General features: G+C 67.1%; 27 protein-coding genes. 14 read left to right on the top strand and 13 right to left on the bottom strand.

Going from position 1 to position 26,617, the window contains the following annotated elements; translation table 11 throughout:
• Positions 1-10: 10 nt before the first annotated feature.
• From ACK4S9_RS00685 to ACK4S9_RS00695, 3 genes are all read right to left on the bottom strand, one after another.
• Entirely contained in the window at positions 11-1,381 is a 1,371-nt protein-coding gene (locus ACK4S9_RS00685) for an ATP-binding protein (RefSeq protein WP_409720267.1), read from the bottom strand.
• On the bottom strand, positions 1,374-2,051 hold the full coding sequence (locus ACK4S9_RS00690; RefSeq protein WP_409720269.1) for a response regulator transcription factor: 678 nt from the start codon (positions 2,049-2,051) through the stop codon (positions 1,374-1,376). Before ACK4S9_RS00690 ends, ACK4S9_RS00685 begins: the two co-directional genes overlap by 8 nt.
• 85 nt (positions 2,052-2,136) lie before the next feature.
• Positions 2,137-3,099 carry a fasciclin domain-containing protein gene (locus tag ACK4S9_RS00695; protein ID WP_409720271.1) on the bottom strand — a complete coding sequence of 321 codons (963 nt, stop codon included), beginning with the start codon at positions 3,097-3,099 and terminating at the stop codon, positions 2,137-2,139.
• A gap of 236 nt (positions 3,100-3,335) precedes the next feature.
• Here ACK4S9_RS00695 and ACK4S9_RS00700 point away from each other — a divergent pair, with 236 nt between their 5' ends.
• Genes ACK4S9_RS00700 through ACK4S9_RS00710 form a run of 3 tightly spaced genes read left to right on the top strand, consistent with a single transcriptional unit; the run spans position 3,336 to position 6,468 of the window.
• A complete protein-coding gene (locus ACK4S9_RS00700; RefSeq protein ID WP_409720273.1) occupies positions 3,336-4,547 on the top strand; it encodes an efflux RND transporter periplasmic adaptor subunit in 1,212 nt (403 codons plus the stop codon).
• A gap of 3 nt (positions 4,548-4,550) precedes the next feature.
• Positions 4,551-5,753 carry an ABC transporter permease gene (locus tag ACK4S9_RS00705; protein WP_409720275.1) on the top strand — a complete coding sequence of 401 codons (1,203 nt, stop codon included), beginning with the start codon at positions 4,551-4,553 and terminating at the stop codon, positions 5,751-5,753.
• The gene (locus ACK4S9_RS00710; protein WP_409720277.1) at positions 5,746-6,468 is read left to right on the top strand and encodes an ABC transporter ATP-binding protein; all 723 of its coding nucleotides are present in this window, start codon (positions 5,746-5,748) and stop codon (positions 6,466-6,468) included. Before ACK4S9_RS00705 ends, ACK4S9_RS00710 begins: the two co-directional genes overlap by 8 nt.
• A gap of 143 nt (positions 6,469-6,611) precedes the next feature.
• Here the strand turns inward: ACK4S9_RS00710 and ACK4S9_RS00715 are convergent, their stop codons facing one another.
• From ACK4S9_RS00715 to ACK4S9_RS00725, 3 genes are read right to left on the bottom strand one after another with little or no spacing between them, the layout of a single operon-like run.
• Positions 6,612-7,448 (bottom strand): metallophosphoesterase, encoded by an 837-nt coding sequence (locus tag ACK4S9_RS00715; protein WP_409720279.1) that lies wholly within the window; start codon positions 7,446-7,448, stop codon positions 6,612-6,614.
• A gap of 49 nt (positions 7,449-7,497) precedes the next feature.
• Positions 7,498-7,971, bottom strand: a complete 474-nt coding sequence (locus tag ACK4S9_RS00720) for an adenylyltransferase/cytidyltransferase family protein (RefSeq protein WP_409720281.1) — start codon at positions 7,969-7,971, stop codon at positions 7,498-7,500.
• A 14-nt stretch (positions 7,972-7,985) separates the two neighbouring features.
• A complete protein-coding gene (locus ACK4S9_RS00725; RefSeq protein WP_409720283.1) occupies positions 7,986-9,173 on the bottom strand; it encodes a PilT/PilU family type 4a pilus ATPase in 1,188 nt (395 codons plus the stop codon).
• A 144-nt stretch (positions 9,174-9,317) separates the two neighbouring features.
• On the opposite strand from ACK4S9_RS00725, the gene ACK4S9_RS00730 reads away from it, so the two are divergent.
• Positions 9,318-10,259 (top strand): hydrogen peroxide-inducible genes activator, encoded by a 942-nt coding sequence (locus tag ACK4S9_RS00730; RefSeq protein ID WP_409720285.1) that lies wholly within the window; start codon positions 9,318-9,320, stop codon positions 10,257-10,259.
• Positions 10,260-10,416: 157 nt separating this feature from the next.
• On the opposite strand, the gene ACK4S9_RS00735 is transcribed toward ACK4S9_RS00730, so the two are convergent.
• From ACK4S9_RS00735 to ACK4S9_RS00745, 3 genes are all read right to left on the bottom strand, one after another.
• Positions 10,417-10,896: a YaiI/YqxD family protein gene (locus ACK4S9_RS00735; RefSeq protein ID WP_409720287.1), complete on the bottom strand. Its 480-nt coding sequence runs from the start codon at positions 10,894-10,896 to the stop codon at positions 10,417-10,419.
• Between the two features lie 70 nt (positions 10,897-10,966).
• Complete coding sequence (locus ACK4S9_RS00740; protein WP_409720289.1) at positions 10,967-11,539, bottom strand: PEP-CTERM sorting domain-containing protein; 573 nt, start codon at positions 11,537-11,539, stop codon at positions 10,967-10,969.
• A 28-nt stretch (positions 11,540-11,567) separates the two neighbouring features.
• On the bottom strand, positions 11,568-13,085 hold the full coding sequence (locus tag ACK4S9_RS00745; protein ID WP_409720291.1) for a PhoX family protein: 1,518 nt from the start codon (positions 13,083-13,085) through the stop codon (positions 11,568-11,570).
• Positions 13,086-13,273: 188 nt separating this feature from the next.
• Between ACK4S9_RS00745 and ubiA the strand changes: the two genes are divergently transcribed.
• Genes ubiA through ACK4S9_RS00765 form a run of 4 tightly spaced genes read left to right on the top strand, consistent with a single transcriptional unit; the run spans position 13,274 to position 15,173 of the window.
• Positions 13,274-14,128 (top strand): 4-hydroxybenzoate octaprenyltransferase, encoded by an 855-nt coding sequence (gene ubiA / locus ACK4S9_RS00750; RefSeq protein WP_409720293.1) that lies wholly within the window; start codon positions 13,274-13,276, stop codon positions 14,126-14,128.
• Positions 14,129-14,181: 53 nt separating this feature from the next.
• A complete protein-coding gene (locus ACK4S9_RS00755) occupies positions 14,182-14,502 on the top strand; it encodes a YqjD family protein (RefSeq protein ID WP_409720295.1) in 321 nt (106 codons plus the stop codon).
• Between the two features lies 1 nt (position 14,503).
• A complete protein-coding gene (locus tag ACK4S9_RS00760; protein ID WP_409720297.1) occupies positions 14,504-14,881 on the top strand; it encodes a phage holin family protein in 378 nt (125 codons plus the stop codon).
• Complete coding sequence (locus ACK4S9_RS00765; protein WP_409720299.1) at positions 14,871-15,173, top strand: hypothetical protein; 303 nt, start codon at positions 14,871-14,873, stop codon at positions 15,171-15,173. The genes ACK4S9_RS00760 and ACK4S9_RS00765 overlap by 11 nt, the downstream gene beginning before the upstream one ends.
• 39 nt (positions 15,174-15,212) lie before the next feature.
• On the opposite strand, the gene proC is transcribed toward ACK4S9_RS00765, so the two are convergent.
• Positions 15,213-16,028: a pyrroline-5-carboxylate reductase gene (gene proC, locus ACK4S9_RS00770; RefSeq protein ID WP_409720301.1), complete on the bottom strand. Its 816-nt coding sequence runs from the start codon at positions 16,026-16,028 to the stop codon at positions 15,213-15,215.
• A 12-nt stretch (positions 16,029-16,040) separates the two neighbouring features.
• The gene (locus ACK4S9_RS00775) at positions 16,041-16,745 is read right to left on the bottom strand and encodes a YggS family pyridoxal phosphate-dependent enzyme (protein WP_409720303.1); all 705 of its coding nucleotides are present in this window, start codon (positions 16,743-16,745) and stop codon (positions 16,041-16,043) included.
• A gap of 78 nt (positions 16,746-16,823) precedes the next feature.
• Between ACK4S9_RS00775 and ACK4S9_RS00780 the strand changes: the two genes are divergently transcribed.
• From ACK4S9_RS00780 to ACK4S9_RS00800, 5 genes are all read left to right on the top strand, one after another.
• Positions 16,824-17,867 carry a type IV pilus twitching motility protein PilT gene (locus ACK4S9_RS00780; RefSeq protein ID WP_292038057.1) on the top strand — a complete coding sequence of 348 codons (1,044 nt, stop codon included), beginning with the start codon at positions 16,824-16,826 and terminating at the stop codon, positions 17,865-17,867.
• 18 nt (positions 17,868-17,885) lie between these two features.
• Positions 17,886-19,022 (top strand): PilT/PilU family type 4a pilus ATPase, encoded by a 1,137-nt coding sequence (locus ACK4S9_RS00785; RefSeq protein WP_409720306.1) that lies wholly within the window; start codon positions 17,886-17,888, stop codon positions 19,020-19,022.
• A gap of 122 nt (positions 19,023-19,144) precedes the next feature.
• Positions 19,145-20,095: a MerR family transcriptional regulator gene (locus tag ACK4S9_RS00790; RefSeq protein ID WP_409720308.1), complete on the top strand. Its 951-nt coding sequence runs from the start codon at positions 19,145-19,147 to the stop codon at positions 20,093-20,095.
• A gap of 288 nt (positions 20,096-20,383) precedes the next feature.
• The gene (locus ACK4S9_RS00795; protein WP_409720310.1) at positions 20,384-22,102 is read left to right on the top strand and encodes a methyl-accepting chemotaxis protein; all 1,719 of its coding nucleotides are present in this window, start codon (positions 20,384-20,386) and stop codon (positions 22,100-22,102) included.
• A 109-nt stretch (positions 22,103-22,211) separates the two neighbouring features.
• Positions 22,212-22,844 carry a hypothetical protein gene (locus tag ACK4S9_RS00800; protein ID WP_409720312.1) on the top strand — a complete coding sequence of 211 codons (633 nt, stop codon included), beginning with the start codon at positions 22,212-22,214 and terminating at the stop codon, positions 22,842-22,844.
• Positions 22,845-22,855: 11 nt separating this feature from the next.
• Here ACK4S9_RS00800 and ACK4S9_RS00805 read toward each other — a convergent pair whose 3' ends face one another.
• Together ACK4S9_RS00805 and ACK4S9_RS00810 are read right to left on the bottom strand one after the other, a co-directional pair.
• On the bottom strand, positions 22,856-23,542 hold the full coding sequence (locus ACK4S9_RS00805; RefSeq protein WP_409720314.1) for a pentapeptide repeat-containing protein: 687 nt from the start codon (positions 23,540-23,542) through the stop codon (positions 22,856-22,858).
• A 76-nt stretch (positions 23,543-23,618) separates the two neighbouring features.
• Positions 23,619-25,955, bottom strand: coding sequence for a TonB-dependent receptor domain-containing protein (locus ACK4S9_RS00810; RefSeq protein ID WP_409720316.1), 2,337 nt, complete (start codon positions 25,953-25,955; stop codon positions 23,619-23,621).
• A 158-nt stretch (positions 25,956-26,113) separates the two neighbouring features.
• Here ACK4S9_RS00810 and ACK4S9_RS00815 point away from each other — a divergent pair, with 158 nt between their 5' ends.
• Positions 26,114-26,596 carry a glutathione peroxidase gene (locus ACK4S9_RS00815; protein ID WP_409720318.1) on the top strand — a complete coding sequence of 161 codons (483 nt, stop codon included), beginning with the start codon at positions 26,114-26,116 and terminating at the stop codon, positions 26,594-26,596.
• The last annotated feature ends 21 nt before the right edge of the window (positions 26,597-26,617 follow it).

The following is a 26,617-nucleotide window of genomic DNA, read 5'->3' on the forward strand; positions in this document are numbered from 1 at the left end:
TAAACCGATCTTAAGGATGCCAGGGAGGCGCCGCCGGCCAGTCGAGCGTCACCCCGAGCCCGCGTCCACCGATGCCCGGCCCGAAGGCGAGATTGATACCGTGCAGCTCGGCGATGCGCCGCACGATCGACAGGCCAAGCCCGTTGCCGCCCTCTTCCTGGCCGAGCACCCGGAAGAAGCGCTCGCCCAGGCGCCGCAAGCTGGCCGCATCGACACCGGGGCCGTCGTCGCGCACGGCAATCCGGTCGCGTCCCGCATCGCGCAGCGCCTCGACCTCGATGCGGCTCCCGGCGGGGCAATAGCGCAGCGCGTTGCCGACCAGGTTGCGCAGCACGATCTCCAGCATCTGCGGGTCGGCGCCGACCGCTGCGATGCTGCCTTGGAAATGCAGCGTGATGCCACGCCGCGCCGCCGCGGCCGCGAACTCGGCCTGCAGGCTGTCGAACAGCGGCTGCAGCGCCACCGGCTGGCTCGCCAGCTGGGCGCGCGCCAGCGGATCGAGGCGCGCCAGGGCCAGCAGGCTGTCGACCAGCGCGGTCAGGCGCTTGACGTCCTGGCGCAGCTTGTGGAAAGAGTCCGCCAGGCCGGGATGCTGGCGCTGCAGCAGTTGCACGTGCATGTGCAGGCCCGCCAGCGGCGTGCGCAGTTCGTGGGCCGCGTCGGCCGTGAAGCGCCGCTCGGCCTGCAGGGCCTGGTCCAGGCGCCCCAGCACCTCGTTCAGGGCGCCCACGATCGGCAGCAGTTCGCGCGGCTGGCCGTCGAGCGCGACGGGGGTCAGGTCGCCCGGGGTCTTGGCGGCGATGCTGGCGGCGGTACGGCGCAGCGGCGCCAGCACGCGCCCGGTCAGCCACCAGCACACCAGCGCCAGCAGCAACAGGATGCCGAGCGCCGGCAGCCACAGAGCTTCGGCCAGGTCTTCCAGGATCTCGAAGCGCTTGCCGGCGCGCTGGCCGACCTGCACCTCGAAGCGGCGCGCCTCGTCGCGCACCACGAAGACGCGCCAGGATTCGCCCTCCACCCGCAGGTCGGCAAAACCGTGTTCGGCGTCGAAGCCGTCCACGAAAGGACGCGCCGGGGCGCCGGCGCTGCGCTGGAGCACATGGCCGCCGGCCACCACCTGGTATTGCATGTCGACCCGGCGCACCCCGCCCCCCTCCATCGGCGGCAAGGGCGCCAGCAGGCCGCGCGCATCGAGGTCGGTGGTGGCGGCCATCAGCATATAGGCCGATTCTTCGAGCGCATCGTCGAACACCTCGCCGGTCTCCTGCCAGGCGATGGCTGTTAGGGTCCCGAGGCCGGCCAGCCACAGCACCGTGCTGGCGGCAAGGATGGCGGCCAAGAGGCGCCGCCGCAGCGACCAGGCGCGCGCCGCCTCAGGCATGGCCGCTCTGCCCTTCTTCCTTCAGCCGGTAGCCGAGCCCGCGCACGGTGACGATGCTGTCGCTGCCGAATTTCTTGCGCAGGTTGTGGATGTAGACCTCGATGGCATTGCTCTCGACTTCCTCGCCCCAGCCGTACAGGCTTTCCTCGATCTGGGCGCGGGTGACGATGCCGTTCCTGCGCTGCAGGAGCGCGAGCAGCACGTGGTATTCGCGCGCCGTCAGCGCCACGGGGTGGCCGTGCAGGCTGGCCTGGCGGGTTTCCAGGTCGAGCGCGATGCCGGCGTGCGCCAGCCGGTTGCTGGCCTGGCTGGCGCCGCGCCGTACCGCCGCCCGGATGCGCGCCGACATCTCCTCCAGTTCGAAGGGCTTGACCAGGTAGTCGTCGGCGCCGAGGTCCAGGCCCTCGACCCGGTCGGACAACGCATTGAAGGCGGTGATCAGGATGACCGGTACGGTGTCGCCGGCCGCGCGCAGGCCCGCCAGCAGCGCGTCGCCCGGGATGCCGGGCAGCCCGCGGTCGAGCAGCACGCAGTCGTAGTGGTGGGTCGCCAGCGCGGTGCGCGCCGAGTCGCCGCGGCGCACCCAGTCGACCGCGTGCCCGTCGAGCCGCAGCCAGGCCTGGATGGTGTCGCCGAGCGAGCTGTCGTCTTCGGCCAGCAGGATGCGCATCGATGCCTTTTATCCGTGTCGGTATGCGGCATCTTGCCACGGATGGCGGGACGCCGGGCGCACGGCGCCGCGCCGGATGCGGCGCTCACAAGGAAGGGATCAAGACCTTGTCGACCACGTGGATCACGCCATTGCTGGCCCTGACGTCGACCGCCGTGATGCGGGCCGGGACCGCGGTGCTGTCGCGGATGGTCGGCGGGGTGCCGGCCGAGATCACGATGTTCTGTCCGGCCACTGTCGCCACCGGCGCGCCGAAGGGAAGCTGCGTGGAGAGCACCTGGCCGGCCACCACGTGATAAGTCAGGACGGTGCGCAGCTGGGCCGCAGTCAAGCCTTGCGGCGCGGCGGCGAAGGCGGCATCCGTCGGCGCGAACACCGTGAAGGGGCCGGCGCCGGCGAGCGTGCCCTGCAGGTTGCTCGCGACCACGGCATTGACGAGCGAGCTGAATACCGGATTGGCCTGGGCCATCTGCACGATGTTCAGCACGCCGGGCGGCACCAGCACCTTGTCGACCACGTGGATCACGCCGTTGCTGGCGCCGACGTTCGGGGTGGTGACGGTGGCGCTGGTCAGGGCGGCGTCGGTGATCTTCACGCCGCTGCCGAAGTCGAAGTTCAGGCGGCTCGGCGCGCCCGCATAGGTATAGGCGGTCTGCTGGGTGGCGCCGCCCGCGGCCAGGTCGCCGGAAGCCTTGCGGCTGGTAAGCACGTGGTAGTTCAGGATGTTCTGCAAGGCGCTGGCGGGCAGCGCCTCGACCATCGCCGTCGCGCTGGCGAAGCCGAGCCGGGTGGCCAGGTCGCCGAATGCACGGTCGGTCGGCGCAAACACGGTCAGTTGGGCGTTCGGGTCGGCCAGCGTGGTGGCGATGCCGGCCTTGCTGGACGCCGCTAGCAACGCGGTAAAGCCCTGCTCGCGCGCGACCTCGGAGATGTTCTTCTGCATCGCCACCGGCGCCATGTCGTCGTCGTCGCTGCTGCCGCATCCGGCCAGGATGCCCGCGAAGGCAACGACCACCAGCCCGTATTTGAGGAAACCTTGCAGTGTCATGTCGACTCTCCGGTGAAGTGATACATCATGGCGATTTGTATATGTAAGCGGTTCATTACGGTGCTCTGACATTAAATATAGGTTCATACACGCGACGCACGCTTAAAACTTCATACGAAACCGGGTCAGCGAAGGGACATCGCTTGTCTATACCGGGCTTGCCGACGAGCTGCAGGCTCCTGCCCCGCGCTCCTTCGTTTAGAATGAAGTTCATCAATTCCAATAAAAAGAATGCCGTGAAACGACGCCGACTGCTCGTCATTGCTTTCGCCCTGGTCCTGGCTGCGCTGGCCTGGTGGCTGTTCCACGTCACGCGCGGCCCGGCGCTGGCCGCCTACCAGTTGCGCGAGCGGCCGATGGTGCAGACCGTGGTCGCTACCGGCCGGGTGGCGGCGGTCTCGCGCGCCCAGGTCGGCAGTTCGGTGACCGCGGTGGTACTCGAACGGCGCGTGCGCGAAGGCGACGCGGTGCGTCCGGGCGACGTGCTGGCGATCCTGCGCGCCGACGACCTCGAGGCGGCGGTACGCGAAGCCGAGGCGGAGCTGGCCCAGCTGCAGCAGTCGACCCGGCCGCAGGCCCAGGCCAGCCTGCGCGAAGCCGAGGCGCGGCTGGCCCAGGCCAGCCGCGAAGCGGCGCGCCGGCGCGACCTGTTCCAGCGCCAGATGATCACGCGCGAAGCCATGGAACAGGCGGCGCAGGCCGAAACCGTGGCCCGCATCGCGGCCGAGCAGGCGCGCCTGGCGGCGCGCGCGCTGGTGCCGGGCAATCCCGGCGAACTGGCGGCGCGCGCGCGGCTCGCCAATGCCAGGGCCCAGCTGGCCAAGACCACCATCCGCGCCGAAGTCGCCGGCACCGTCCTGACCCGCAACGCCGAGCCGGGCGACCTGGTGCAGCCGGGCCGCATCCTGTTCGAGATCGCGCGCGTGGGCGACACCGAGATCCTGGTGCCGGTGGACGAGAAGAACCTCGAAGTGCTGGCCGTCGGCCAGGAGGCCGCCTGCGTCGCCGACGCCTATCCCCTGCAGCCCTTCGGGGCGCGGGTCGATTTCATCGCCCCCGCCGTCGATCCCCAGCGCGGCACCGTGGACCTGCGCCTTGCGGTGCATCCGGCGCCGGCCTTCCTGCGCCAGGACATGACCGTCTCGGTGAACGTGGAAACCGGCCGGCGCGCGCGCGCCATCGTGGTCCCGAACGACGCCCTGCTTGCCGTGCAGGGCCGGCAAGCCGAGGCCTGGGTGGTGGCGGATGGCCGGGCCGAGCGGCGCCGCGTCCAGCTCGGCCTGCGCGGTCTGGTCCAGACCGAGGTCACGGCCGGCCTGCGCGCCGGCGACTGGGTGCTGGCCGATCCGCCCGCCACCCTGCAGGCCGGCGACCGGGTACGGCTGGCGCAGGCCGCGATGCCGGCCGACGCGTCCACCCGCAGGGAACTGCCGGCCAAACTGGACTGATCCATGTGGCTCGAGTGGACCATCGCCACCCGCTTCCTGCGCGAAGGCAGGGCGCAGAGCATCCTGATCCTGGTGGGGATCGGCGTCGGCGTCGCCGTGATCGTGTTCCTGACCGCCCTGATCAACGGGCTGCAGGCCAACATCATCGACCGTACCCTGGGGACCCAGGCCCACATCAAGGTCCAGCCCACCGAAGAGCACAACCAGGTGCTGGCGCCGGCCGCCGGCACCACCCAGCTGGTACTGGAGAGCAAGCGCGCCCAGCGCCTGCGCTCGATCAACAACTGGCAGGAGGTGCGCGACGTGCTCGATACCCTGCCGCGCATCACGGCGGTCTCGCCCCTGATCTCGGGACCGGCCTTCGCGCGGCGCGGCGATGCCTTGCAGTCGGTGGCGCTGGTGGGCATCGACCCACCGCGCTACCAGCGCATCATCCCGATCCAGGACGACATCGTGGCAGGCGCCTTTCGCATCGGCGCGGGCGACGCCGTGATCGGCAGCCAGCTGGCCAAGGACCTCGGCATGCGGGTCGGCGACAAGCTGCGGCTGGACGGCGGCCAGGGGCGCGAGAGCGTGGTGAACGTGGCCGGCATCTTCGAACTGGGCGTGCGCGAGCTGGATGCGCGCTACGTCTACCTGGACATGAAGCAGGCCCAGTCGCTGCTCGACCTGCCGGGCGCCGCCACCGTGATCGACCTGACGGTGGACGACATCTTCGCGGCGCGCGAGATCGCCGCGCGCACCGCCCGCCTGACCGGCCTGAAGGTGGAGAGCTGGATGGAGACCAATGCGCAACTGATGAACGCGCTGCGCTCGCAGAGCCTGTCGACGCGGATGATCAGCACCTTCGTGGCCCTGAGCGTGGCCCTCGGCATCGCCAGCGTGTTGTCGGTCAGCGTGGTGCAGCGCACCCGCGAGATCGGGATCCTGCGCGCGATGGGCATCACGCGCGGGCAGATGCTGCGCGTGTTCCTGGTGCAGGGCGCGCTGCTCGGACTGGCCGGTTCGCTGCTGGGCGGCGCCGCCGGCTACGCCCTGGTGGGCGCGTTCAACACCTTCGGGCCGAAGCTGTTCACCATCCCGCTCGATCCCGCGCTGCTGGCGGGCGCGGCGGCGCTGGCGACGGTGACCGGGATCGTGTCGGCGGCGGTGCCGGCGCGGCGCGCGGCGGCCCTCGATCCGGTGGAGGCGATTCGCCATGTCTGAACCCGATTCCCGGCACGACGCCGGCCAGGAAGTGCTGCGCCTGGACGGCCTGCGCAAGAGCTACAACGTCGGCAAGCCGACCGAGGTCGAGGTGCTGCACGGTATCGACCTGCGCCTGGAGCGGCGCGACTTCGCCGCCCTGGTGGGCGCCTCGGGGTCCGGCAAGAGCACGCTGCTCAACCTGATCGGCCTGCTGGACCGGCCCACGGCGGGCGAGCTGCTCCTGCTCGGCGAGCCGACCAGCGCCATGGACGACGCCCGCCGCACCGCCCTGCGCGGCGGCACGATCGGCTTCGTGTTCCAGTTCCACCACCTGATCCAGGCCTTCACCGCGCTGGAGAACGTCCTGATGCCCCTGATGGCCGTGAGCGGCAAGCCAACCCGCGCGCAAGCCGATCACGCGCGCGCCCTGCTGGCCGAGGTGGGGCTGGCGGGCATGGAAGCGCGCAAGCCCGACCAGCTCTCGGGCGGCCAGCAGCAGCGCGTGGCCGTGGCGCGCGCCCTGGTCACCCGCCCGGCCCTGCTGCTGGCGGACGAACCGACCGGCAACCTCGACAGCAAATCCGCCGCCGAAGTGTTCCAGCTGTTCCGTCGCTTCAACCGGGAGTTCGGCTGCGCGGTGCTCTTGGTGACGCACGATCCGCGCCTGTCGGAGCAATGCGACCGCACCATCACCCTGGTGGACGGCCGCATCGAGAGCGACAGGCGCACCTAGGGGTAATGCCGGTCAGTTAACAGAAAAAATGTCGCTCCGGCGAAGGCCGGAGCCCAAGGCAAGCGCTTCGATAGCGTACGCACAACTTGGATTCCGGCCTTCGCCGGAATGACGTTCATACGCTAACTGAACGCCATTGGCGCCTAGGGAAGGTTTTTTTCGGCCTGCATGGCCGCCACCATGGGCTGCGTGGCCGCATCCCAGCGCGCCAGCAGGCGCTGCGGGCAGCGGCCGAAGATCGTCGCCAGCGCGCCGTCCTGCCAGCGGTGCAGGGCAAAAGCCGGCTCGCCCTGCTCCACCAGCGGCCGGCCATCCGGCTGCCCGGCCGGCATCGGCGCGAAACCCAGGCTCAGGTCCGAGGACGAGGACGGGCAGGTCACGACCTGCCGCCCGCGCCAGCAAAACACGCCGCCGAGGTGCACGTGGCCGGTGCAGATGGCCGCGACCTGCGCCCCTTGCAGCGCGTCGTCGAGGCGGGCGATCCAGTCCTGCCGCGGCCCGGGGTCGATCCAGGCGATGCCGACGTCGACGGGAGGATGGTGCAGGAAGACCAGCAGCGGCGCGTCCCGGCTGTCGCGCACGGCCTGGCGCAGCCAGTCGGCGCGCGCCTCGCAGAAGGCGCCGCCGTGGCGGCCTTCTTCCAGGGTGTCCAGGACCAGCACCTGCAAGGAATCGAACCGGTCGCGTCCCTGCACGAAACCGCCGGCGACCTGCCCTTCGCCGAACACGGCGCGAAAGTGCGCCCGGCTGTCGTGGTTGCCCAGCGCGAACCGCACGGGATGCGGCCAGCGCGCCAGCGCGCCCTCCAGATGCCGGTAGCTCTCCAGCGCGCCGTCGTCGGCCAGGTCGCCGCTCAGCACCAGCAGATCGGGCCGCGGCTGGAGCGAGAGCAGGTGGTCGAGCACGCGCGTGAAGCGCGCCAGGTTCGGATGTCCGGGATCCGCGTGCAGGTGCAGGTCGGTGACTTGGGCGATCAGCATGGCGCTTCCTTCATCTCTTCCTCCACATCCGGATGCGGCAATGGGGTATTCAGCCCCGGATCTTGGCCACCAGCTTGGTGGTCGAGCGGTCGTGCTCGAAATCGATCGCCACCGCGCGCCCGCCGTAGCCAAGCACCGCCTGCCCTTCCGGGATCTGGGTCATGTCGTAGTCGCCGCCCTTGGCATAGATGTCCGGGCGGCTTTCCAGCACCACCTCGAGCGCGGTGTCCTCGTCGAAGTCCACCACCAGGCTCACCGATTCCAGCGCCGCCAGCACCGCCATGCGGTCGGCCAGCGTATTGTGCGGGCGGTCGTCGCCCTTGCCCAGGCGTTTCACGGATGCGTCGGTGTTGGCCGCGACCACCAGCGACGCGCCCAGTTCGCGCGCCTGCGCCAGGTAGGTCACGTGGCCGCGGTGCAGGATGTCGAACACGCCGTTGGTCAGCACCACCGGCTTGGGCAACTGGGAGAGTCGCTGCGCCAGTTCGGCGCGCGTGCAGATCTTGTTTTCGAATGCTGGCATGGTTTCTACAAAATTCAGGTTGTGGCAGGTGCGTCGTCTTCCGGTTCTTCCTCGATCGCCATCGACAGCTCGGTGGCCTTGCCCCCGCCGCCGTCCGGCCCCTTGCGCTCGCCCGAGAGCTTGATCTGCAGGCGCAGGCCGTTGGCCGAGTCGGCATTGCGGATCGCTTCGTCGTAGCCGATGTAGCCCTTGTTGTACAACTCGTACAAGGCCTGGTCGAAGGTGCACATGCCGAGCTCGCGCGACTTGTGCATGATCTCCTTGATGTTCTGGAAGTTCCCCTTCAGGATCATCTCGCCGATGGTCGGGGTGTTCAGCAGGATCTCGATGGCCGCCTTGCGGCCCTTGCCGTCTTCCGTGCGGATCAGGCGCTGCGAGACCACCGCGCGCAAATTGGACGACAGGTCCATCAGGAGCTGGTTGCGGCGCTCTTCCGGGAAGAAGTTGATGATGCGGTCCAGGGTCTGGTTGGCGTTGTTCGCGTGCAGGGTGCCCAGGCACAGGTGGCCGGTCTCGGCGAAGGCGATCGCGTGCTCCATGGTCTCGGTGTCGCGGATCTCGCCGATCAGGATCACGTCCGGCGCCTGGCGCAGCGTGTTCTTCAGGGCGTTGTGCCAGGAATGCGTATCCACCCCCACCTCGCGGTGCGTGACCAGGCAATGCTTGTTCTTGTGGACGTACTCGACCGGGTCTTCCACGGTGATGATGTGGCCGTGCGAGTGGCTGTTGCGGTAGTCGATCATCGCCGCCAGCGTGGTGGACTTGCCGGAACCGGTGCCGCCGACCACCAGCACCAGGCCGCGCTTGGTCATCACGACGTCCTTCAACACCTCGGGCAGGTCGAGCTTCTCGAAGTTCGGAATCTCGGAGGCGATGGTGCGCACCACCATGCCCACGCTCTGCTGCTGCACGAAGACGTTGACGCGGAAGCGGCACACGCCAGGGAGCGAGATCGCGAAGTTGCACTCCATCTCGGCCTCGAATTCCGCGCGCTGGCGCTCGTTCATCAAGGACAGGGCGAGCGCACGCGTGACCTCGCCGGACAGGCGCTGCTGGCTCAGGGGCTTCATGGCGCCCTGGTGCTTCATGCTGGGCGGGAAATCGCTGGAGATGAACAGGTCGGAGCCGCCCTGGTGGTGCATCACCGTCAGCAGCTTGTGGATGTAGGCCTGGGCTTCCGCCGGGCCGAAGGTCGACGACATGGGTACCTCGCGTAAACGCAGGCGGAAATCCTGCCCGGCAATTATATCGACTATGATGAGGGGGTGATGAAATCCTGGCTGACTAAATGCCAACATTGTGTCAGGATAAACGGCATACCAGCCGTGACATCGTGGAAAAAACCTATGACACTGACCGAGCTGAAATACATCGTTGCCGTGGCGCGCGCCAAGCACTTCGGCCATGCCGCCGAAGCCTGCTTCGTCGCCCAGCCCACCCTCTCCGTCGCCATCAAGAAGCTCGAGGACGAACTGGGGGTGACGCTGTTCGAGCGCGGCGGCTCCGAAGTCTCCGTCACGCCGCTGGGCGCGCAGATCGTGGCCCAGGCCGAACGCGTGCTGGAGCAGACCGCCGCCATCAAGGAACTGGCGAAACAGAACAAGGACCCGCTGGCCGGGCCGCTGCGCCTGGGGGTGATCTACACCATCGGCCCCTACCTGCTGCCGCCGCTGGTCAAGAAGCTGATCGACACCGTGCCGCAGATGCCGCTGGTGCTTCAGGAGAACTACACCCACAAGCTGCTCGAACTGCTGCGCCAGGGCGAGCTCGATGCCGCCATCGTGGCCCTGCCCCTGCCCGACCACGGCATGTCGATGCAGACCCTGTACGACGAGCCCTTCGTGGTGGCGATGCCGCGCTCGCACCCCTGGGCCAAGCGCAAGGAAATCCCGGCCGACGACCTGAAGCTGGAAACCATGCTGCTGCTGGGCGCGGGCCACTGCTTCCGCGACCAGGTACTGGAAGTGTGCCCGGAGATGGCGCGCTATTCGTCTCCCGGCAACGGCATGCAGCGCACCTTCGAAGGCTCGTCGCTGGAGACCATCCGCCACATGGTGGCGAGCGGCATCGGCCTGACCGTGCTGCCGCGCGCCTCGGTGGCCGACATGCACGACCCCAACGGCCTGCTGACCTACGTGCCCTTCTCCCATCCGGCACCCTCGCGCCGGGTCGTCATCCTCTGGCGCAAGAGCTTCACGCGCCGCGCGGCGATCGACGCGGTGGCGGCGGCGGTGGGCGAGTGCAAGCTGCCCGGCGTGGACATGGTGGCGCTCGAAGCGGCCGCCTGACCGGAGCGCTATCGCTTTTGTAGGGTGGGCGGCTATACCTGATGGCTGGATCAGCCAGCATGGTGGAGCCGCCCACGCGTTCAAGCACAATACGAACAGCCGGCGCGTCTGCTCAAGAGGGAGCTGAACGCGTGGGCGGCAGCAGTGGCGCGGATGGTCAAGTCGTAGGAGTGGAGCCGCCCGCCCTACGGGTGTGTGAGCGGGCCAGTTGCCGGTCCAGCGCATTCGCGAAATTGCGGCTGTCGGCCTGGCTGAAGGCCGCCGGCCCGCCGGTGTCGACGCCGCTGCCGCGCAGCTCTTCCATGAAGGCCCGCATCGTCAGTTGCTGGGCGATGGTGTCCTTGGTGTACCACTCGCCGCGCGGATTGAGCGGCAGGCCGCCCTTTTCCAGCACCTGCGCCGCCAGCGGGATGTCGCCGGTGACGACGATGTCCCCCGGGTGCACGCGCGCGACGATCTCGGCGTCGGCCACGTCCGGGCCGCTCGGCACCTGCAGGGCGCGGATGAAGCGCGAGCCGGGTACCCGGATCAGCTGGTTGGCCACCAGCGTGACGTCCAGTTGCAGGCGCTCGGCCACGCGGAAAAGAATGTCCTTGATGACGCCAGGGCAGGCGTCGGCATCGACCCAGATATGCATGATGAAAAAGAGCTTGTCGGCAGGAGACCGATTGTACCGGCAAGCCCTTCCCTGCACTCCTGGCGCGTACTCAGTCCTTCTTGCGGCGGCGCGCGGCGGCCATCAGACCCATGCATAGCATCGGCAGCACCAGCGCGGCGGTCGATGGTTCCGGCACGGTGGCGGTGATGCTGAAGCGGTCGCCTGCCTGCAGGCCGGCGGTGTCGAGCAGCCAGTCGGCCTGGCCGGTAGCGCCGAACACGTCGCCGAACTGGAACTCGGCGTACTCCGGCGTGGCGAAGTCGATCACTGCGGCGGTGGCGCCCGCTTCGATCGCCTTGATGCTGCCGAAGGCTGGCGTGACGCTGCCGGCGCCGGCGAAGCGGATGCCCTGCAGGCTGAAAGTGAAGCGGCCAAGGTCGGCGCCGGCCAGGTTGCGCACCAGCGCATCGAAGCTGAGCGGGCCCTGCAGGTCATCGGCTTCCAGCACGAAGTTCAGCGTAGTGCTGCTGAAGTCCCGCAGGTCGAGGTTGAAGGCCACGCTGCCCGCCCCGCTGAAATCCTCGACAGGATTGGCGCCGGCGCTGCCGGTCAGGAGGGCGGCGTTGGCGGCGCCGGACAGCAGCAGGGCGCCGGCGAATGCACACAGTTGAGTCAATTTCATGGGGTTCTCCGATTGGTCTGGAATGCGCTCACAAAGGACCCAGGGCCCACGGACCGGTAATCGCGAACGTGACGCCCGGGGTCTGGATGTTGACGAACAGGTAGCGGCCGGTCGGGTCGAAGCAGGCGCCGGCGAATTCGTTGCCGCGCCGGTCGCCCGCGAGCGAGGCCAGCTTGCCGGCGCCTGTCAGCTGGGCTTCGCTCAGGTTGATGTTGTTCTTGGCGAAGATATAGGCGTCGCCCGCGCCGGTCAGGCCCATCAGGCGCTGGCCAAAACCGAAGGCGTCGGTAGCGGCGGTCGAGGCATCCTCGCAGATCAGGATGGCGTTGCGCGGGCTGACGGTCAGGTTGTCGCCCATGTTGCCCACCAGGGCGCTCGGGCTCGAGTAGATGCACTTGAGCACCTGCGTGGCCAGGTCGAGTTCCCAGATGGTGCCGCGCGACACGGCGCCGCCGGCAGTGTCCATCACGTACACCTTGCCGGCCGCGTACCAGATGCCCTCGCCGCGATTCATGCGCGCGGCGCCCTGCACCCAGCCCTGCACGAAAGGACCGGCGGCGTTCAGGATGCGCACGCCGCTCGGCCCGATGGCGTCGCCGCGGTTGGCGTCCGGGTCGGCGATGTTCACCCACTCCAGTTCCACGGTGGCGTCGACCGGCATGGTGGCGAGGTTGACGTTATTGACGCCCTTGACCTTGGCCATCTGCAGTACGCCACCCAGGGCCAGCGAGCCGTAGGCGCCGGTCCGGATGTCCGGGACGTAGCGGTAGAAGCCCGACTTGCCCGAGGAATCCTCGGTCTGGTAGACCATGCCGGTGACCGGGTCGACGGCGGCGGCTTCGTGCGCGAAGCGGCCCATGCCCTTGATCGGCTGGCCGGTGGTGAGCGCCGGGTCCGCATGGACTTCGAACACATAGCCGTGTTTCTTGCCGGAGGCGCTGACATTGTCCGAACCGACTTCCTCACAGCTGAGCCAGGTGCCCCAGGGAGTGATGCCGCCCGCGCAGTTGGTCTGGGTGCCGCCCAGGCTGGGGGTCATGCCGACCCAGTTCCCGTCGCGGAACAACAGGTTGGTGGTGCCGCCACCGAAGCGGTTGCTCGTGCCGCTGCTCACGGTGCCGCTGTCGTAGACGCCGGGCGCATCCAGGAAGTTGCCCGGGGAGGCACTGCCGATTTCGTGGTTACGCACCAGTACCAATTCCGTGCTGCGGCCCAGCTTGCGCGACAGGACCACGCCCATGCCGTCATGGCCGCCCGGACAGGCCTTGCCGTCGGTCATCAGGTCGCCGCGCCAGCCAAAGCTCTTGTAGGTGAAGCCGGCCGGCAGCTGCAGCAGCGGCAGGCCGGTCGTCAGGTCCCTGACCGGGGCGATCGGGCCATAGGGGCTGTCGACCAGGGTGGTGGCGCCATTGGCGGCCATGGCCTGCTGCGCCTGCAGTGCGGCAAAGGCGCCGATGAAGGGCAGCGCGGTGGAGCCGGCCAGTCCCTTGAGCAGATTGCGCCGGGTTGGCGAACTCACTTCTGGCGAAATGTCCTTGTCAGTCATGCTGTGCTTCTCCGATGTGTGATGGGTCGAAAGGTGCGGCTGATGCATTAGAACAAACAAAAATGTCGGCTCAATGACAACAAAATGGCAACTTCCCGGATTGGACGCGCTCAGCCGCTGCTTTCGCCAAAAGGCTTTAGAATCCCTGTCTTCTGCTCAACAGTTCTTACTCGACAAGACGCAACATCATGAACAAGCTGGCGCTCTACTTCCGCCTGATCCGTGCCGACAAGCCGATCGGGATTCTCCTGCTGCTATGGCCCACCCTGTGGGCCTTGTGGATGGCATCCGGCGGGGTACCGGACATGACCGTGCTGGCGATCTTCGTGCTCGGCACCGCCCTGATGCGGTCAAGCGGGTGCGCCATCAACGACTACGCCGACCGCGACTTCGACAAGCATGTCAAGCGCACCGTCGACCGCCCGCTCACCAGCGGCAAGATCCGCGCCTGGGAAGCGCTGATGGTGGCGGCGGTGCTGGCGCTGCTTTCCTTCCTGCTGATCCTGCCGCTGAACACGTTGACCAAGCAGCTGTCGGTGGCGGCCGTGATCGTGGCTGGGACCTACCCTTATTTCAAGCGCTTCTTCGCGATCCCGCAGGCCTACCTCGGGATCGCGTTCGGCTTCGGCATCCCGATGGCCTGGGCCGCCGTGCAGGACACGGTGCCGGCGGTGGCCTGGTGGCTGCTGCTGGCGAACGTGTTCTGGGCCGTCGCCTACGACACCGAATACGCCATGGTCGACCGCGACGACGACCTCAAGATCGGCATGCGCACCTCGGCCATCACCTTCGGGCGCTTCGACGTGGCCGCGGTCATGCTGTGCTACGGGGCGGCGCTGGCCATCGACCTGGTGTGCGGCTGGTATCTGGGCCTGCGCTGGTGGTTCGTGGGCGGCGTCGTGGTCGCGGCCTGCATGGCGCTCTACCACTACACCCTGATCCGCGATCGCGAACGCATGGCCTGCTTCAAGGCTTTTCGCCACAACAATTGGCTTGGCGCCGCACTGTTCATTGGTGTCGCGCTAGACTATGCATTCAGGTAATATTGCACAAAATGCATTCACTCCCATTTATTCCACCTTTGACGAGGCCTACCATGATGGAAAAAATCCCGACCCAAACCGGCACCCGCGAGCAACTGATGTCCGACCTGAAGACCGTGATCCAGGACGCGGAAGTCTGGCTGCGCAACGGCGGCCAGCTGACCGGTGACGAGCTGAAGGCCGCCAAGGCCAAGTTCGAGCAGACCCTGTCGGCGGCCAAGGAAAGCCTGGGCGAATACCAGCACACCGTGGTCGAGAAGACCAGGGAAGCGGCGCGCGTCACCGACGAATACGTGCACGAGAACCCATGGAAGTCCGTGGGCCTGGGCGCCGCCGTCGGCGTCGTGATCGGCATGCTGATCGCCCGCCGCTAAGATGAGTATCACGGCGGCGGTTGGACGAATTGCGGCCAACGTGCTCGACCTGGCGCGCACGCGCCTCGAGCTGGCCGCCATCGAGCTGCAGGAAGGCGCGCACCGCCTGTTCGGCTACCTCGCCTGGGCCATCGCGGCCGCGGTGCTGGGGCTGTTCGCGGTGGGCCTGGTCATCCTGTTCGTGCTGGTCCTGTTCTGGGACACCCATCGCCTGGCGGCGGTCGGCGGCATGGCGGTCCTGTTCATCGTGGGCACCCTGTTCGCCGTGGCCAGGCTGCGCGCCGGCCTGGCCGCGCGCCCGCCGATGCTGCCGGCCACCCTGGCGGAACTGCGCAAGGATGCCGAGGCGCTCAAGGGAGGAGCGGCCGATGGCTTCTAAATCAACGGACCTGGCCGCGCGCCGCGAGGCGCTGGTGGCCAGGTGCGCCGACCAGCGCGCGCTGGTGGCGCAGGAAGTGGCCATGCTCTCCTCGCCGCAGACGCTGGGCCTGATCCCGGCCTATGCGGCAAGGCACCGGAAAACGGCGCTGATCGTGGCCGGCGTGGCCGCCGGCCTGTTCCTCACCAAGCCCAAGTGGGCGGTGGGCAGCGTGACGGCGGTCGTTTCGGCGTACAAGTTCGCGCAGAAGCTGCTGCCTGTGCTGCGCTGGCGAGGCTTCGAAGTCCACTGAGGCTTTTGTAGGGTGGACGGCTGTGCCGTCCACCCTACGTCAATCCTTGCCGAGTTCGTCCCCGAGCTCGCGCCCGCGATCCGCCGCCGCCTTCATCGCCGCGACGATCGCTTCCTTCACCCCCGCCGCTTCCATGCTGCTGATCGCCGCATGCGTGGTGCCCCCTTTCGAGGTCACGCGCTGGCGCAGCACCTCGACCGGGTCGCCCGATTGCGCCGCCAGCTGGGCCGCTCCGGTGAAGGTGGCCAGCGCCAGCTGCCTGCCCTGCTGCGCGTCCAGGCCCATTTCCAGCGCCGCCTGCTGCATCGCTTCCAGGAAGTAGAACACGTAGGCCGGGCCGCTGCCCGACACTGCCGTCACCGGATCGATCAGGCTCTCGTCCTCCAGCCACACGGTCTGGCCGACCGCGCGCATCACCTGGTCGGCGGCCTGGCGCTGGGCCTCGTCGACGTCCAGCCCGGCCACCATGCCGGTGATGCCCATGGCGATCAGCGCCGGGGTGTTCGGCATCGCGCGCACGATGCGGGTGTAGCCGCCCAGCCAGCGCGAAAGGTCGGCGATGCGGATGCCGGCCGCGATCGACAGCACCAGCGGCTGGGCGCCCAACAAGGGTTCGAGCGCCACCGCGACCTCGCGCATCTGCTGGGGCTTCACGGCCAGCACGACGACGTCGGCCGCTCCCACCTGCACGTCGATGGCGGCTGCCGTGCTCACGCCGTACTGGCTGGCCAGGCGCGCGAGCGCATCAAGGTTCGGGTCCACCACATGCAGGCTGCCGGCACCGGTGAGTTGTCCGGCCAGGCCCGCGATCAGGGCGGTGGCCATGTTGCCGCCGCCGATGAATGCAATCTTCATGCTGTTCCTTTTTTATTGCTCGTAATGGCGGGCGCCGAAGATGGCGCTGCCGATGCGGACGATGGTCGCGCCTTCCGCGATGGCGGCCGGCAGGTCGCCCGACATGCCCATCGACAGGGTGTCGAGCGCCAGGCCGCCGGCGCGCAAATCGTCGAACAGGCCGCGCAGGCGGGCAAAGGCGGCGCGCTGCTGCGCCGGCTCATTGCTCGCTTCCGGGATCGCCATCAGCCCGCGCAGGCGCAGGTTCGGCAAGGCGGCCACCTGGCGCGCCAGCTCCGGCAGTTCCGCTTCGCTGGCGCCGCTCTTGCTGGCTTCGCCGCTGATGTTCACCTGCAGGCAGATGTCGAGCGCGCCCAGCTGCGCCGGACGCTGTTCGGACAGGCGCTGGGCGATCTTCAGGCGCTCCACCGTGTGCACCCAATCGAAATGGGCGGCGATCGGGCGCGTCTTGTTGCTCTGGATCGGACCGATGAAATGCCAGCCGATGGGGGTATCCGGTTGCAGGCGCGCCACTTCCTGCATCTTGTCGAGCGCTTCCTGCAGGTAGTTTTCGCCGAAGGCGCGCTGGCCCACGGCCATCGCTTCGACCACGGCTTGCGCAGGGAAGGTCTTGGAAACGGCCAGTAACCGGACCTCGTTCCTGTCCCTTCCGGCAGAGCGGCAGGCAGTCTGGATTGTCGCTTCGACAGCTTGCAAGTTCGCAGCGATTATGGACATAATGATTTTCTATAGGAAATATTTTCAAGTGGAGCGAGGTCTGTGGTCCAGGCTCCACTCAAGGCACAGGGATTATAAATGGACATTTCGGAACTGCTCGCGTTCTCGGTGAAGAACAAGGCCTCGGACCTGCACCTCTCGGCCGGCCTGCCGCCGATGATCCGCGTGCATGGCGACGTGCGCCGCATCAACCTGCCGCCGCTGGAGCACAAGGACGTGCACGGCATGATCTATGACATCATGAACGACGGCCAGCGCAAGCAGTACGAGGAAGTGCTGGAGTGCGACTTCTCGTTCGCGATTCCCGGCCTGGCGCGCTTCCGCGTGAATGCCTTCAACCAGGAACGCGGCGCGTCCGCGGTGCTGCGTACCATTCCGTCCAAGATCCTGTCGCTGGAAGAACTGAACGCGCCGAAAATCTTCAGCGAGCTGGCATTGAGGCCGCGCGGCCTGGTGCTGGTGACCGGTCCCACCGGCTCGGGCAAGTCGACCACGCTGGCTGCCATGGTCAACCACCTCAACGAGAACGAGTACGGCCACATCCTCACCATCGAAGACCCGATCGAATTCGTGCACGACTCCAAGAAGTGCCTGATCAACCAGCGCGAAGTCGGCCCGCACACCCTGTCCTTCAACAATGCGCTGCGCTCGGCGCTGCGCGAAGACCCGGACTGCATCCTGGTGGGCGAGCTGCGTGACCTGGAGACCATCCGCCTGGCCCTGTCGGCGGCCGAGACCGGCCACCTGGTGTTCGGCACCCTGCACACCTCCTCGGCCGCCAAGACCATCGACCGTATCGTCGACGTGTTTCCGGCCGAAGAAAAGGAGATGGTGCGTGCGATGCTGTCGGAGTCGCTCCAGGCCGTCATCTCGCAGACCCTGCTCAAGACCAAGGACGGCTCGGGCCGCGTGGCCGCGCACGAGATCATGATCGGCACCCCGGCGATCCGCAACCTGATCCGCGAAGCCAAGATCGCGCAGATGTACTCGAGCATCCAGACCGGCAGCAGCGTCGGCATGCAGACGCTCGACCAGAACCTGACCGACCTGGTGCGCCGCAACGTGATTTCCAGCGCCGCTGCCCGCGCCGCCGCGAAGATTCCCGAAAACTTCCCAGGTTAATCTTCAAAGGACAACACCATGGAACGCGACCAGGCATCCAAGTTCATGTTCGACCTGCTGCGCCTGATGACCAGCAAGGGCGGGTCGGACCTGTTCATCACGGCCGGCTTCCCGCCGGCGATCAAGATCGACGGCAAGATGACGCCGGTGTCCAGCCAGGCCCTGTCCGGCACCCATACGGCCGACCTGGCGCGCGCCATCATGAACGACAAGCAGGCCGCCGGCTTCGAGCTGACCAAGGAAGCGAACTTCGCGATCAGCCCGGGCGACCTGGGGCGCTTCCGCGTCTCGGCCTTCATGCAGATGGGCTGCGTGGGCATGGTGCTGCGCGTGATCACCACCACCATCCCGAAATTCGAAGACCTCGAACTGCCGGAGACCCTGAAGGACGTGATCATGACCAAGCGCGGCCTGGTCATCATGGTCGGCGCCACCGGCTCGGGCAAGTCGACCACGCTGGCGGCGATGGTCGGCTACCGCAACGAGAACAGCTACGGCCACATCATCACCATCGAAGACCCGGTCGAGTTCGTCCACCCGCACAAGAACTGCGTGATCACCCAGCGCGAAGTGGGCGTCGATACCGACAGCTTCGAGGCGGCGCTGAAGAATTCGCTGCGCCAGGCGCCGGACGTGATCCAGATCGGCGAGATCCGCGACCGCGAAACCATGGAACACGCGATCGCGTTCGCCGAAACCGGCCACCTGTGCCTGGCCACCCTGCACGCCAACAGCGCCAACCAGGCCCTGGACCGGATCATCAACTTCTTCCCGGAAGAGCGCCGCCAGCAGCTCTTGATGGACCTCTCGCTCAACCTGAAAGGCCTGATCTCGCAGCGCCTGATCCCGAAGAAGGAAACCAAGGGCCGTGTGGTGGCGATGGAGATCCTGCTGAACTCCCCGCTCATCTCCGACCTGATCTTCAAGGGCGACGTGCACGAGATCAAGGAGATCATGAAGAAGTCGCGCGAACTGGGCATGCAGACCTTCGACCAGGCCCTGTTCGACCTCTATGAGGCGGACAAGATCTCGTATGAAGACGCGTTGCGCAACGCCGATTCGGTGAACGACCTGCGCCTGAACATCAAGCTCAACAGCAAGCACGCGAAAAACCGCGATTTCTCGACCGGGATGGACCACCTCGGCATCGTCTGAGCCGTACCCGCTTCCGCTCGCCTGAAAGGGTCGGCGGCGACGGGACGGAGCGGCCGTGCGCCGCTACCGCCCCGTTTCCGTTAAGACGTTAAGATACACTCATTGATGTGGAGGTTGCCAGTATGAGTATCCGTGGCGATCCGCCCGATATCGACGAGCTGATTCCCATTACCGAGGTCGAACGACTGACCGGCATCCGCCAGGCCACCTTGCGGATGTGGGAAAAACGTTATGGTTTTCCGCAACCCTTGCGCGACCGCCATGGCGACCGCGTTTACCCGCCTGTCCAGGTCGAGCGCCTGCATGCCGCACGGCGTCTCATGGACCAGGGCCTGCGCCCCGGCAAGATTTTCACCAGCGTCCTGGCCTCGGGGGTAAGCGGCGTCGATGCAGTCTTTCCTCTTCCCGCCAGCGTTCCCGGACAGTACCGCCATGTGTTCGCCTTGCTGCGCGACTATCGGATCGCGGAGCTGCATGGGCTGTTCCAGCACCGCCTGCTGGACCTCGGACTGCGCCGTTTCGTCATCGAATACCTCGCCCCGCTGGTCACCGAAGTCGGTCTGGCATGGAACCGCGGCGAACTGCCGGTGCGCTGCGAACATCTGTTTGCCCAGGCGTCCACGTCGGCCCTGCACGCGAAGCAGGCGGCGGTGCGCGCGGCGGGCGACGGCCGCCCGAAGGCCATACTGGCGACATTGAGCGGAGAGCCCCATGCACTCGGCATCCTGATGGCCGAAGCGGTCATGACTTCCCTGGGGATGAACTGCATCCCGCTCGGCGCCGACGTGCCTTCGGTGGAAGTGGCGGCGGCAGCAAGGGAAACCGGGGCCGACATCGTCGCATTGTCGTTCAGCGCCTATTTCCCGCGACGAAGCATGCTCCGCCTGACCGCCTCCTTGCGCACATCCCTGCCCCCGGCAACCATGTTGTGGATCGGCGGCGAAGGCGTGCGTGGCACCGCCCCCGAGGCAGGCATCGAGCGCTTCCTAGCGCTCGAGGGCATCGAGATTGCCTTGCAAGCGTGGCGCAAGGCGCATCCGAACGCGGACAGCGTGCGTTGGTACCGCCCCTGATACCGCCACCTTGATGAGCGGCTGTTGCGTAAATCAAACAGTTCTGGCCAAACTGCGCAGTTGAGCCAGCCAAACCTGTCCTGCACAAAAACCCCACCATTTGTCGGAATTGCCGGGAAGCTATTGGCACCCCGGTTTTGTGCAGCACAAGCATTAGATTCAAACAATGACTTATACCTGAAGCATAAATATTGCCTCTTGGAACTATACGGTATGCGCTGATATCGTTCAGCTGTACAGCTGCCACGAGACGCCTCCTGGCTTCATCAACTGCAACCGGAATCAACCATGTTCAATCGCATGAAGGTCGGCACACGTCTGATCGCGGGTTTTCTCGCACTCACCCTGCTCGGTGCCACCGTGGCAGGCATCGGGATCTTCAACATGTCCCGCATCAACGCCGCCAACGATATCCTGTACAAACGCGAGCTGCTCGGCATCTCGTACGTCAAGGAAGCCAACATCAACCTGATGTATATCGCCCGGGCCCTGCGCAACGTCCTGCTGGCTTCCACCGACAAGGACCGCGAGGCGGCGCTGGCCAACGTCGAGACCGCGCGCACCCAGCTCAAGGCCAACCTCGACAAGGCGCGTCCGCTGTTCGTGACCGAGCGCGGCAAGGCCATGTTCGTCGAGCTCGAGGAGCGGCTCCGCAACTACGAAACCCACGTCGCGGAGGCGTCCCGGCTGGCCCGCGCCGACAGCCTGCAGCAAACGCGCAGCTCGGTCGACTACCTGTTCGCCAGCGTCGCGCCGGCCGCCAACGACGCCGACAAGCAGCTGACCGAACTCACCCGCCTCAAGGAGGAGTACGCCCGCGCCACCGCGGACGAGGCAAGCATGCAGTACGAATCGAGCCGCGTCATGATGCTGCTGCTGGTGCTGGGCAGCGCGCTCGCCGGTATCGGCCTGGGCGTCCTGATCACCCGTAGCCTGACCCGCCAGCTGGGCGGCGAACCGGCGTATGCGAGCGAGATCGCCGGCCGCATCGCCGCGGGCGACCTGACGGTCGACGTGGCGCTGCGCCAGGGCGACAAGACCAGCCTGCTGTTCGCCATGAAGAGCATGCGCGACAGCCTGGCGCAGATCGTCGGCGAGGTGCGCAGCGGCACCGACGCCATGGCCTCGGCTTCGCACCAGATCGCCAGCGGCAACCTGGACCTGTCCGCCCGCACCGAGGAACAGGCCAGCTCGCTGGAAGAAACCGCTTCTTCGATGGAAGAACTGACCTCGACCGTCCAGCAGAACGCCGACAATGCGCGCCAGGCCAACGGCTTGGCGACCTCGGCCTCGGAAGTGGCCGAACGCGGCGGCATGGTGGTCTCGCAGGTGGTCGACACGATGGCCTCGATCAACGACTCCTCGAAGAAGATCGTCGACATCATCGGTGTCATCGACGGCATCGCCTTCCAGACCAACATCCTGGCCTTGAATGCCGCCGTGGAAGCGGCGCGCGCCGGCGAACAGGGCCGCGGCTTCGCGGTGGTTGCCTCGGAAGTGCGCACCCTGGCCCAGCGCTCGGCCGCGGCGGCCAAGGAGATCAAGCTCCTCATCGACGATTCGGTGGGCAAGGTGGACGCGGGCGCCAAGCTGGTCGATCAGGCCGGCGCCACGATGGACGAGATCGTCGCCAGCGTGCGCCGCGTGACCGACATCATGGGCGAGATCTCGTCGGCCAGCCTGGAACAGACCTCGGGCATCGAGCAGATCAACATGGCGATCAGCCAGATGGACCAGGTGACCCAGCAGAACGCCTCGCTGGTGGAAGAAGCGGCGGCGGCGGCCGAGTCGCTGCAGGACCAGGCCGGCAAGCTGGCCGGACTGGTGTCGGTGTTCAAGGTGGATGCGCGCTCGGCGGCGCCCGCCCCTGCCGCGCCGGCCGTGCAGGCCGCGCAGGCCCGGCCTGCGACCCGCCTGGCCGCTCCTGTCGTGACGCCGGCCCGTCCAGGCCCACGTCCGGCGCCGCGCGCGGCCGCCGAGCGCGAGGCGGAGTGGGAAAGCTTCTAAGCAAAGGCGAATGCGGCCGCTATGCCGGCCGCATTCTTTTGTTTCGCCAGTGCTGCTGCCTTGCCAAGATTGCTAGAATTCATTTTTTGGCAACGGCTGGGAGCGGAACTTGGAACACGAAAGTCATCAACATCACCATCCCCACGGCACCGGCATCCGCTGGCTCGACATCTCGCTTGCCGTGGCGGCCGGTATCGTCTCGCTGGTCTCGCTGTGGCTGGCGCTGCACTCGGCGCATTCGATGGAAAAGCTGGTTGCCGCCAACAGCTATCCCTACCTGGAACTGATGCGCAGCATGGGCAGTGCCGAAAAGGACCCCACCACCGGCCTGTCGCACAGGCGCGTCGAATACCTGCTGGCCAATAATGGCATCGGTCCGGCCCGGGTCGAATGGGTCCAGCTCACCTACCAGGGCCAACCAATGGCGGACATCGACGCGCTGCTGGCCGCCTGCTGTGCGATGACGCGGAAGGTGGACTTCCCGATGCACCGGCGCGGCAACGTGGTCGGCACCCTGGTCCGTCCGGGCAACATGGTGCCGATGTTCACTGCCGACGAGCCTGCCTCGCCCAACCCCGTCTTCGACGCGCTCCACCGCAGCATGGACGACATCAAGGTAACGGCCTGCTACTGCTCGGTCTTCGACGAATGCTACGTCCGTGACAGGGACGAAAGGAAGCCGGAGCCGGTCGACCAATGCACGCCGCCGGCCGTGCCGTTCCAGCCGAACTACAAGTCGTAATCCGGCCTGGCTCAAGCCACGTTCAAGCCCATCTCCCGCACCATCTCGGCCGCCTGGCGCACCGAGATGGTCGCACCAAGAAACTGCTTCGCGTTCGCCAGCTTCAAGCCGCCGATATCGGCTTCGCGCAGGTCGGCGCCCTCGAAGCGCGTGTCCTTGACGTGGGCATCGCGCAGGCTGCCGCCTTCGAACACCGCCTCGCGAAAGTCGCAGCCCTCCAGGTCAGCCTCGGCGAAATCCAGCCCTTTCAAGCGCGCCTTGCGGAAGGACATGCGGCGCAGGTCGGCGCCGACCAGCAGCGTGTCTTCGAACGTCAAGGCCAGGTGGCTGGTCTCTTCGAACTGCGCGCCGGTCAGCTTGCAGCTGCGGAACGAAGCGGAAGCCAGGCGCGCGCGGCGCCAACCGCTGTTGTTCAGGTCGGAGGATTCGAACAGCGCGTCGACCAGCTCGCTCGACTCGAAATCGGCGTGCCCGGCGCGGCAGCGCTGCCAGCGTGTGCGCGCCAGCCTGGCCGCGTAGAACGAGGTCTGCGCCAGCAGGCAGGAGCGGAACACGCAGTCCTGCAGATCCAGGCGCGACAGGTCGAGGCTTGATAAGTCGCAGTCCTCGAACACGAGGAGGCTGCCGGAAGCGAGGGAGGATGCGATGGCGGCGCGGTCGGGGGCGTCGCCGCTATAGGTGATGGTGTTGCGGGGCATGGCAAAGGGATGCGGTGGTTCGGCCGGACAGGATACCTTCCCCGCCGCGCCGCCGCATCCCCTTTGAAGCGGCGCTCTAACGCCCGGGGCCGCCCATCATGCCGCCGTGGCCCGGACCGCCGGGACCGCCGAACATCATCGGCCGGCGCTGGCCGCCGGCACCGCCGAAGCTGCCGAAGCGGTAGGACAGGCCGATGTAGGCCATGCGGCCGCCGAAGCGGCGGATGCTGTATTCGCGCAGGCGGTCGGTCTCGGTGATCATCTCCATCTTCTGCGAATCGAACAAGTCGTTGATGTTGACGGTCAGGGTCAGCGCCGGCGTGAGGTTGTGGCGGTAGTTCAGGTCGGCCGTGCGCTGCGGCTCGCGGTAGCCCTGGCCGAACAGGGTCTTGCCCTGTGCGTTCAGCATCAGCATGAAGCTGTTCTTCGGGTCCATCTGGTAATGGACGCGCGCGCGGCCGCTGATCGAGGTGGCGCTGCGCTTGTCGTCGTTCGCGCTGCCCAGCACGGTCTGCTCGGAGTAGCCGACGTTGCCGTTCACGTTGACCATCAGCTTCTGCGTGGCGCGGCCGCTGAAGTTGAATTCGATGCCGCCCGAACGTGCGGTGCCGCCATTTTCGCGCGTGGTGAGCAGGACGTCGTTGGCCAGCAGGATGCGGCGCTCGTTGATCAGGTCGCTCTCGTGGCGCATGTACAGGCGCACGTTGGTGTCGACCTTGCCCAGCTTGGTCTCGATGCCCAGCTCCAGCGAGTCGGTATCGGTCGGCTGCAGGTTCGGATTGCCCGAGGAGAGGTTCAGCTCGTCGCGGTAGATCACGAAGGGGTTGAGGTCGCCGGCCCCCGGACGGCGGATGCGGTGCGCGTAGCTCAGGCGCAGCGTGGTGTCGTCCGACAGGCCGTAGGTGACGAAGGCGCTCGGGATCGCGTCGAAATAGTGGTTGCTGGCGCGCTGGCCGGTGGTGACCTGGTTCATGTCGAGGTCCGCATACTCGGCGCGCAGGCCGCCCAGCACCCCCCACTTCTCGTTGACGCGCCACTGGTAGCTGCCGTACAGCGCGTAGGTCATGTCCGTCAGTTCGAAGCGGTTGGTGCGCGTGGTGTTGACGCGCTCGGCGCCGGTGGACGGATCGATGTCGAAGAAGCCGTTGTCGAACACGTTGTGGTTGCGCGCCACCTTGTAGCCCATCTTGAACACGCCGTGCTCGCCCGGCAGCTCGTAGTCGCCGGTGAAGTCGGCGATGCGGGTCTCGTTGTCGCGTCCCAGGCGGGTGTCCGGCGCGCTGGCGCTCGGCGGGCGCACCGTGTAGGCGTTGGTGGCGCGCGAGCCGCCCTCGCCATCGCTGCCGGACAGGCGCAGGTCCATCTTGAAGTTCTCGCCGGGCGCATCGCCCTTGTGGTCGAGGCGCGCGCCGAGGCCGTAGTTGCGGTTCCTGTTCTCGCCCTGGCTGGTGCGCAGGTACTGGTTGTCGACGATGCCCGCCGCGTTGGTGCTGCGATAGCGTTCGACGAACTCGGATGCGTTGTCGGATTGGGAGTAGTTGGCGCTGAGGCCGAGCACGTCCTTGTCGCCGAGGTTGTAGGTCAGGCCCGCGTTGGCGCCGGTGGCGCGGCCGCGGTTGACGCTGTCCGAATCCTGGCTGCTGCGCGCGATCGCGCCGGTGGCCGGGTCGATGCGCTCGCGCCGGGTCTCGCCGCTCGAATCGTTCTTGGTCTCGCGGCGGAACAGGGCGCCCTGCACGCTGTAGCGGCCTTGCGTCCAGCTGCCGAAGGCGGAGGTGTTGTAGCGCCCTTCGCTGCCGACGTTGCCGTTGACCACGGCGAAGCCGCCCGGGCTGCGTTCGCGCCGCATCACCAGGTTGATGACCGGGCCGCCGCCGCCTTCGTTGCCGAACTGCGCGCCGGGATTGTTGATGACTTCCACCGATTCCAGGTCGGCCGCCGGCAGCGCGTTGATCGCCGCGGCGCGGTTCTCGCCCTGCATCATCGCGGACGGCTTGCCGTCCACCAGGATCTGCACGTTGCCGCGGCCGCGCAGCGTGACGTTGCCGTCGGCGTCGACGGCAACCGCGGGCACCTTGTTCAGGGTGTCGGCCACGGTGTCGTTCGAGGTCGCCGGATCGGCCTTGACGTCGTAGCTCTGGCGGTCGATGCGGTTCTGGGTGCGGGTCGCGCTGACGGTCACGGTGGACTCGACGGGCGTCTGCGCCGGCGGCGCGACGACCGGCTGGGCCGGCTGCGCCTGCAGCGGCGCCGGCGCGGGCTTCGCGGCTTCCTGCTTGGCCTGCTCCTGCACGGCAGGCGCCTGCTGCGCGCTGGCTGCGAACGGGGCGAGCAGCGTGCCGGCGACGAGGTGCGCGATCAGGGATGGACGTGGATGACGGGAGCGGGATGCGAAATGGGGTGTGATAGGCATGGATACAGCTCGACAGTTTGGGCGAGCGGGATTGTCTCATGCAAACTTCTCAAGGTTTGTAACAAAAGATAACAGGAACCGGCCCGAGCGCCTGGAGCATGCATACGTGTTGTGCCGCTTTCACATACACTTCTGGTTTTCCAGACGAGGGCTCAAACATGAACGTATTCGATTTCAGCGCCACCACGCTCGACGGCAAGCCGGTGGAGCTGGGCGCCTGGCGCGGCAAGGTGCTCCTGATCGTCAACACCGCCAGCGCCTGCGGCTTCACGCCGCAGTACAAGGGACTCGAAGAGCTGCACCGCCAGTACGGCGAACGCGGGCTGGCGGTGATGGGTTTTCCCTGCAACCAGTTCGGCAAGCAGGAGCCGGGCACGGAAGCCGAGATCGGCGCCTTCTGCGAAAAAAACTACGGCGTGAGCTTCCCGATGTTCGCCAAGGTCGACGTCAACGGCGATGAGGCCCACCCGCTGTTCAGGCACCTGAAGGGCGAGAAGCCGGGCGTGCTCGGCACCGAAGCGATCAAGTGGAACTTCACCAAGTTCCTGGTCGGGCGCGACGGCGAGGTCGTGAAACGCTATGCGCCGCAGACGGCTCCGGCGGAAATCGCCGGCGACATCGAGAAGCTGCTGGCATCGTAGGGTGGACGGCTCCGCCGTCCA

Origin of the sequence: Massilia sp. (genome assembly GCF_046293535.1) — a bacterium.
Lineage (GTDB): Bacteria > Pseudomonadota > Gammaproteobacteria > Burkholderiales > Burkholderiaceae_D > Telluria.

Excerpts from the sequence above, each read along its gene's own strand:
- ACK4S9_RS00685 (WP_409720267.1), bottom strand. The coding sequence starts at position 1,381 with ATGCCTGAGGCGGCGCGCGCCTGGTCGCTGCGGCGGCGCCTCTTGGCC.
- ACK4S9_RS00690 (WP_409720269.1), bottom strand. The coding sequence starts at position 2,051 with ATGCGCATCCTGCTGGCCGAAGACGACAGCTCGCTCGGCGACACCATC.
- ACK4S9_RS00695 (WP_409720271.1), bottom strand. The coding sequence starts at position 3,099 with ATGACACTGCAAGGTTTCCTCAAATACGGGCTGGTGGTCGTTGCCTTC.
- ACK4S9_RS00705 (WP_409720275.1), top strand. The coding sequence starts at position 4,551 with ATGTGGCTCGAGTGGACCATCGCCACCCGCTTCCTGCGCGAAGGCAGG.
- ACK4S9_RS00710 (WP_409720277.1), top strand. The coding sequence starts at position 5,746 with ATGTCTGAACCCGATTCCCGGCACGACGCCGGCCAGGAAGTGCTGCGC.
- ACK4S9_RS00715 (WP_409720279.1), bottom strand. The coding sequence starts at position 7,448 with ATGCTGATCGCCCAAGTCACCGACCTGCACCTGCACGCGGATCCCGGA.
- ACK4S9_RS00720 (WP_409720281.1), bottom strand. The coding sequence starts at position 7,971 with ATGCCAGCATTCGAAAACAAGATCTGCACGCGCGCCGAACTGGCGCAG.
- ACK4S9_RS00725 (WP_409720283.1), bottom strand. The coding sequence starts at position 9,173 with ATGTCGTCGACCTTCGGCCCGGCGGAAGCCCAGGCCTACATCCACAAG.
- ACK4S9_RS00730 (WP_409720285.1), top strand. The coding sequence starts at position 9,318 with ATGACACTGACCGAGCTGAAATACATCGTTGCCGTGGCGCGCGCCAAG.
- ACK4S9_RS00735 (WP_409720287.1), bottom strand. The coding sequence starts at position 10,896 with ATGCATATCTGGGTCGATGCCGACGCCTGCCCTGGCGTCATCAAGGAC.
- ACK4S9_RS00740 (WP_409720289.1), bottom strand. The coding sequence starts at position 11,539 with ATGAAATTGACTCAACTGTGTGCATTCGCCGGCGCCCTGCTGCTGTCC.
- ACK4S9_RS00745 (WP_409720291.1), bottom strand. The coding sequence starts at position 13,085 with ATGACTGACAAGGACATTTCGCCAGAAGTGAGTTCGCCAACCCGGCGC.
- ubiA (WP_409720293.1), top strand. The coding sequence starts at position 13,274 with ATGAACAAGCTGGCGCTCTACTTCCGCCTGATCCGTGCCGACAAGCCG.
- ACK4S9_RS00755 (WP_409720295.1), top strand. The coding sequence starts at position 14,182 with ATGATGGAAAAAATCCCGACCCAAACCGGCACCCGCGAGCAACTGATG.
- ACK4S9_RS00760 (WP_409720297.1), top strand. The coding sequence starts at position 14,504 with ATGAGTATCACGGCGGCGGTTGGACGAATTGCGGCCAACGTGCTCGAC.
- ACK4S9_RS00765 (WP_409720299.1), top strand. The coding sequence starts at position 14,871 with ATGGCTTCTAAATCAACGGACCTGGCCGCGCGCCGCGAGGCGCTGGTG.
- proC (WP_409720301.1), bottom strand. The coding sequence starts at position 16,028 with ATGAAGATTGCATTCATCGGCGGCGGCAACATGGCCACCGCCCTGATC.
- ACK4S9_RS00775 (WP_409720303.1), bottom strand. The coding sequence starts at position 16,745 with ATGTCCATAATCGCTGCGAACTTGCAAGCTGTCGAAGCGACAATCCAG.
- ACK4S9_RS00780 (WP_292038057.1), top strand. The coding sequence starts at position 16,824 with ATGGACATTTCGGAACTGCTCGCGTTCTCGGTGAAGAACAAGGCCTCG.
- ACK4S9_RS00785 (WP_409720306.1), top strand. The coding sequence starts at position 17,886 with ATGGAACGCGACCAGGCATCCAAGTTCATGTTCGACCTGCTGCGCCTG.
- ACK4S9_RS00790 (WP_409720308.1), top strand. The coding sequence starts at position 19,145 with ATGAGTATCCGTGGCGATCCGCCCGATATCGACGAGCTGATTCCCATT.
- ACK4S9_RS00795 (WP_409720310.1), top strand. The coding sequence starts at position 20,384 with ATGTTCAATCGCATGAAGGTCGGCACACGTCTGATCGCGGGTTTTCTC.
- ACK4S9_RS00805 (WP_409720314.1), bottom strand. The coding sequence starts at position 23,542 with ATGCCCCGCAACACCATCACCTATAGCGGCGACGCCCCCGACCGCGCC.
- ACK4S9_RS00810 (WP_409720316.1), bottom strand. The coding sequence starts at position 25,955 with ATGCCTATCACACCCCATTTCGCATCCCGCTCCCGTCATCCACGTCCA.
- ACK4S9_RS00815 (WP_409720318.1), top strand. The coding sequence starts at position 26,114 with ATGAACGTATTCGATTTCAGCGCCACCACGCTCGACGGCAAGCCGGTG.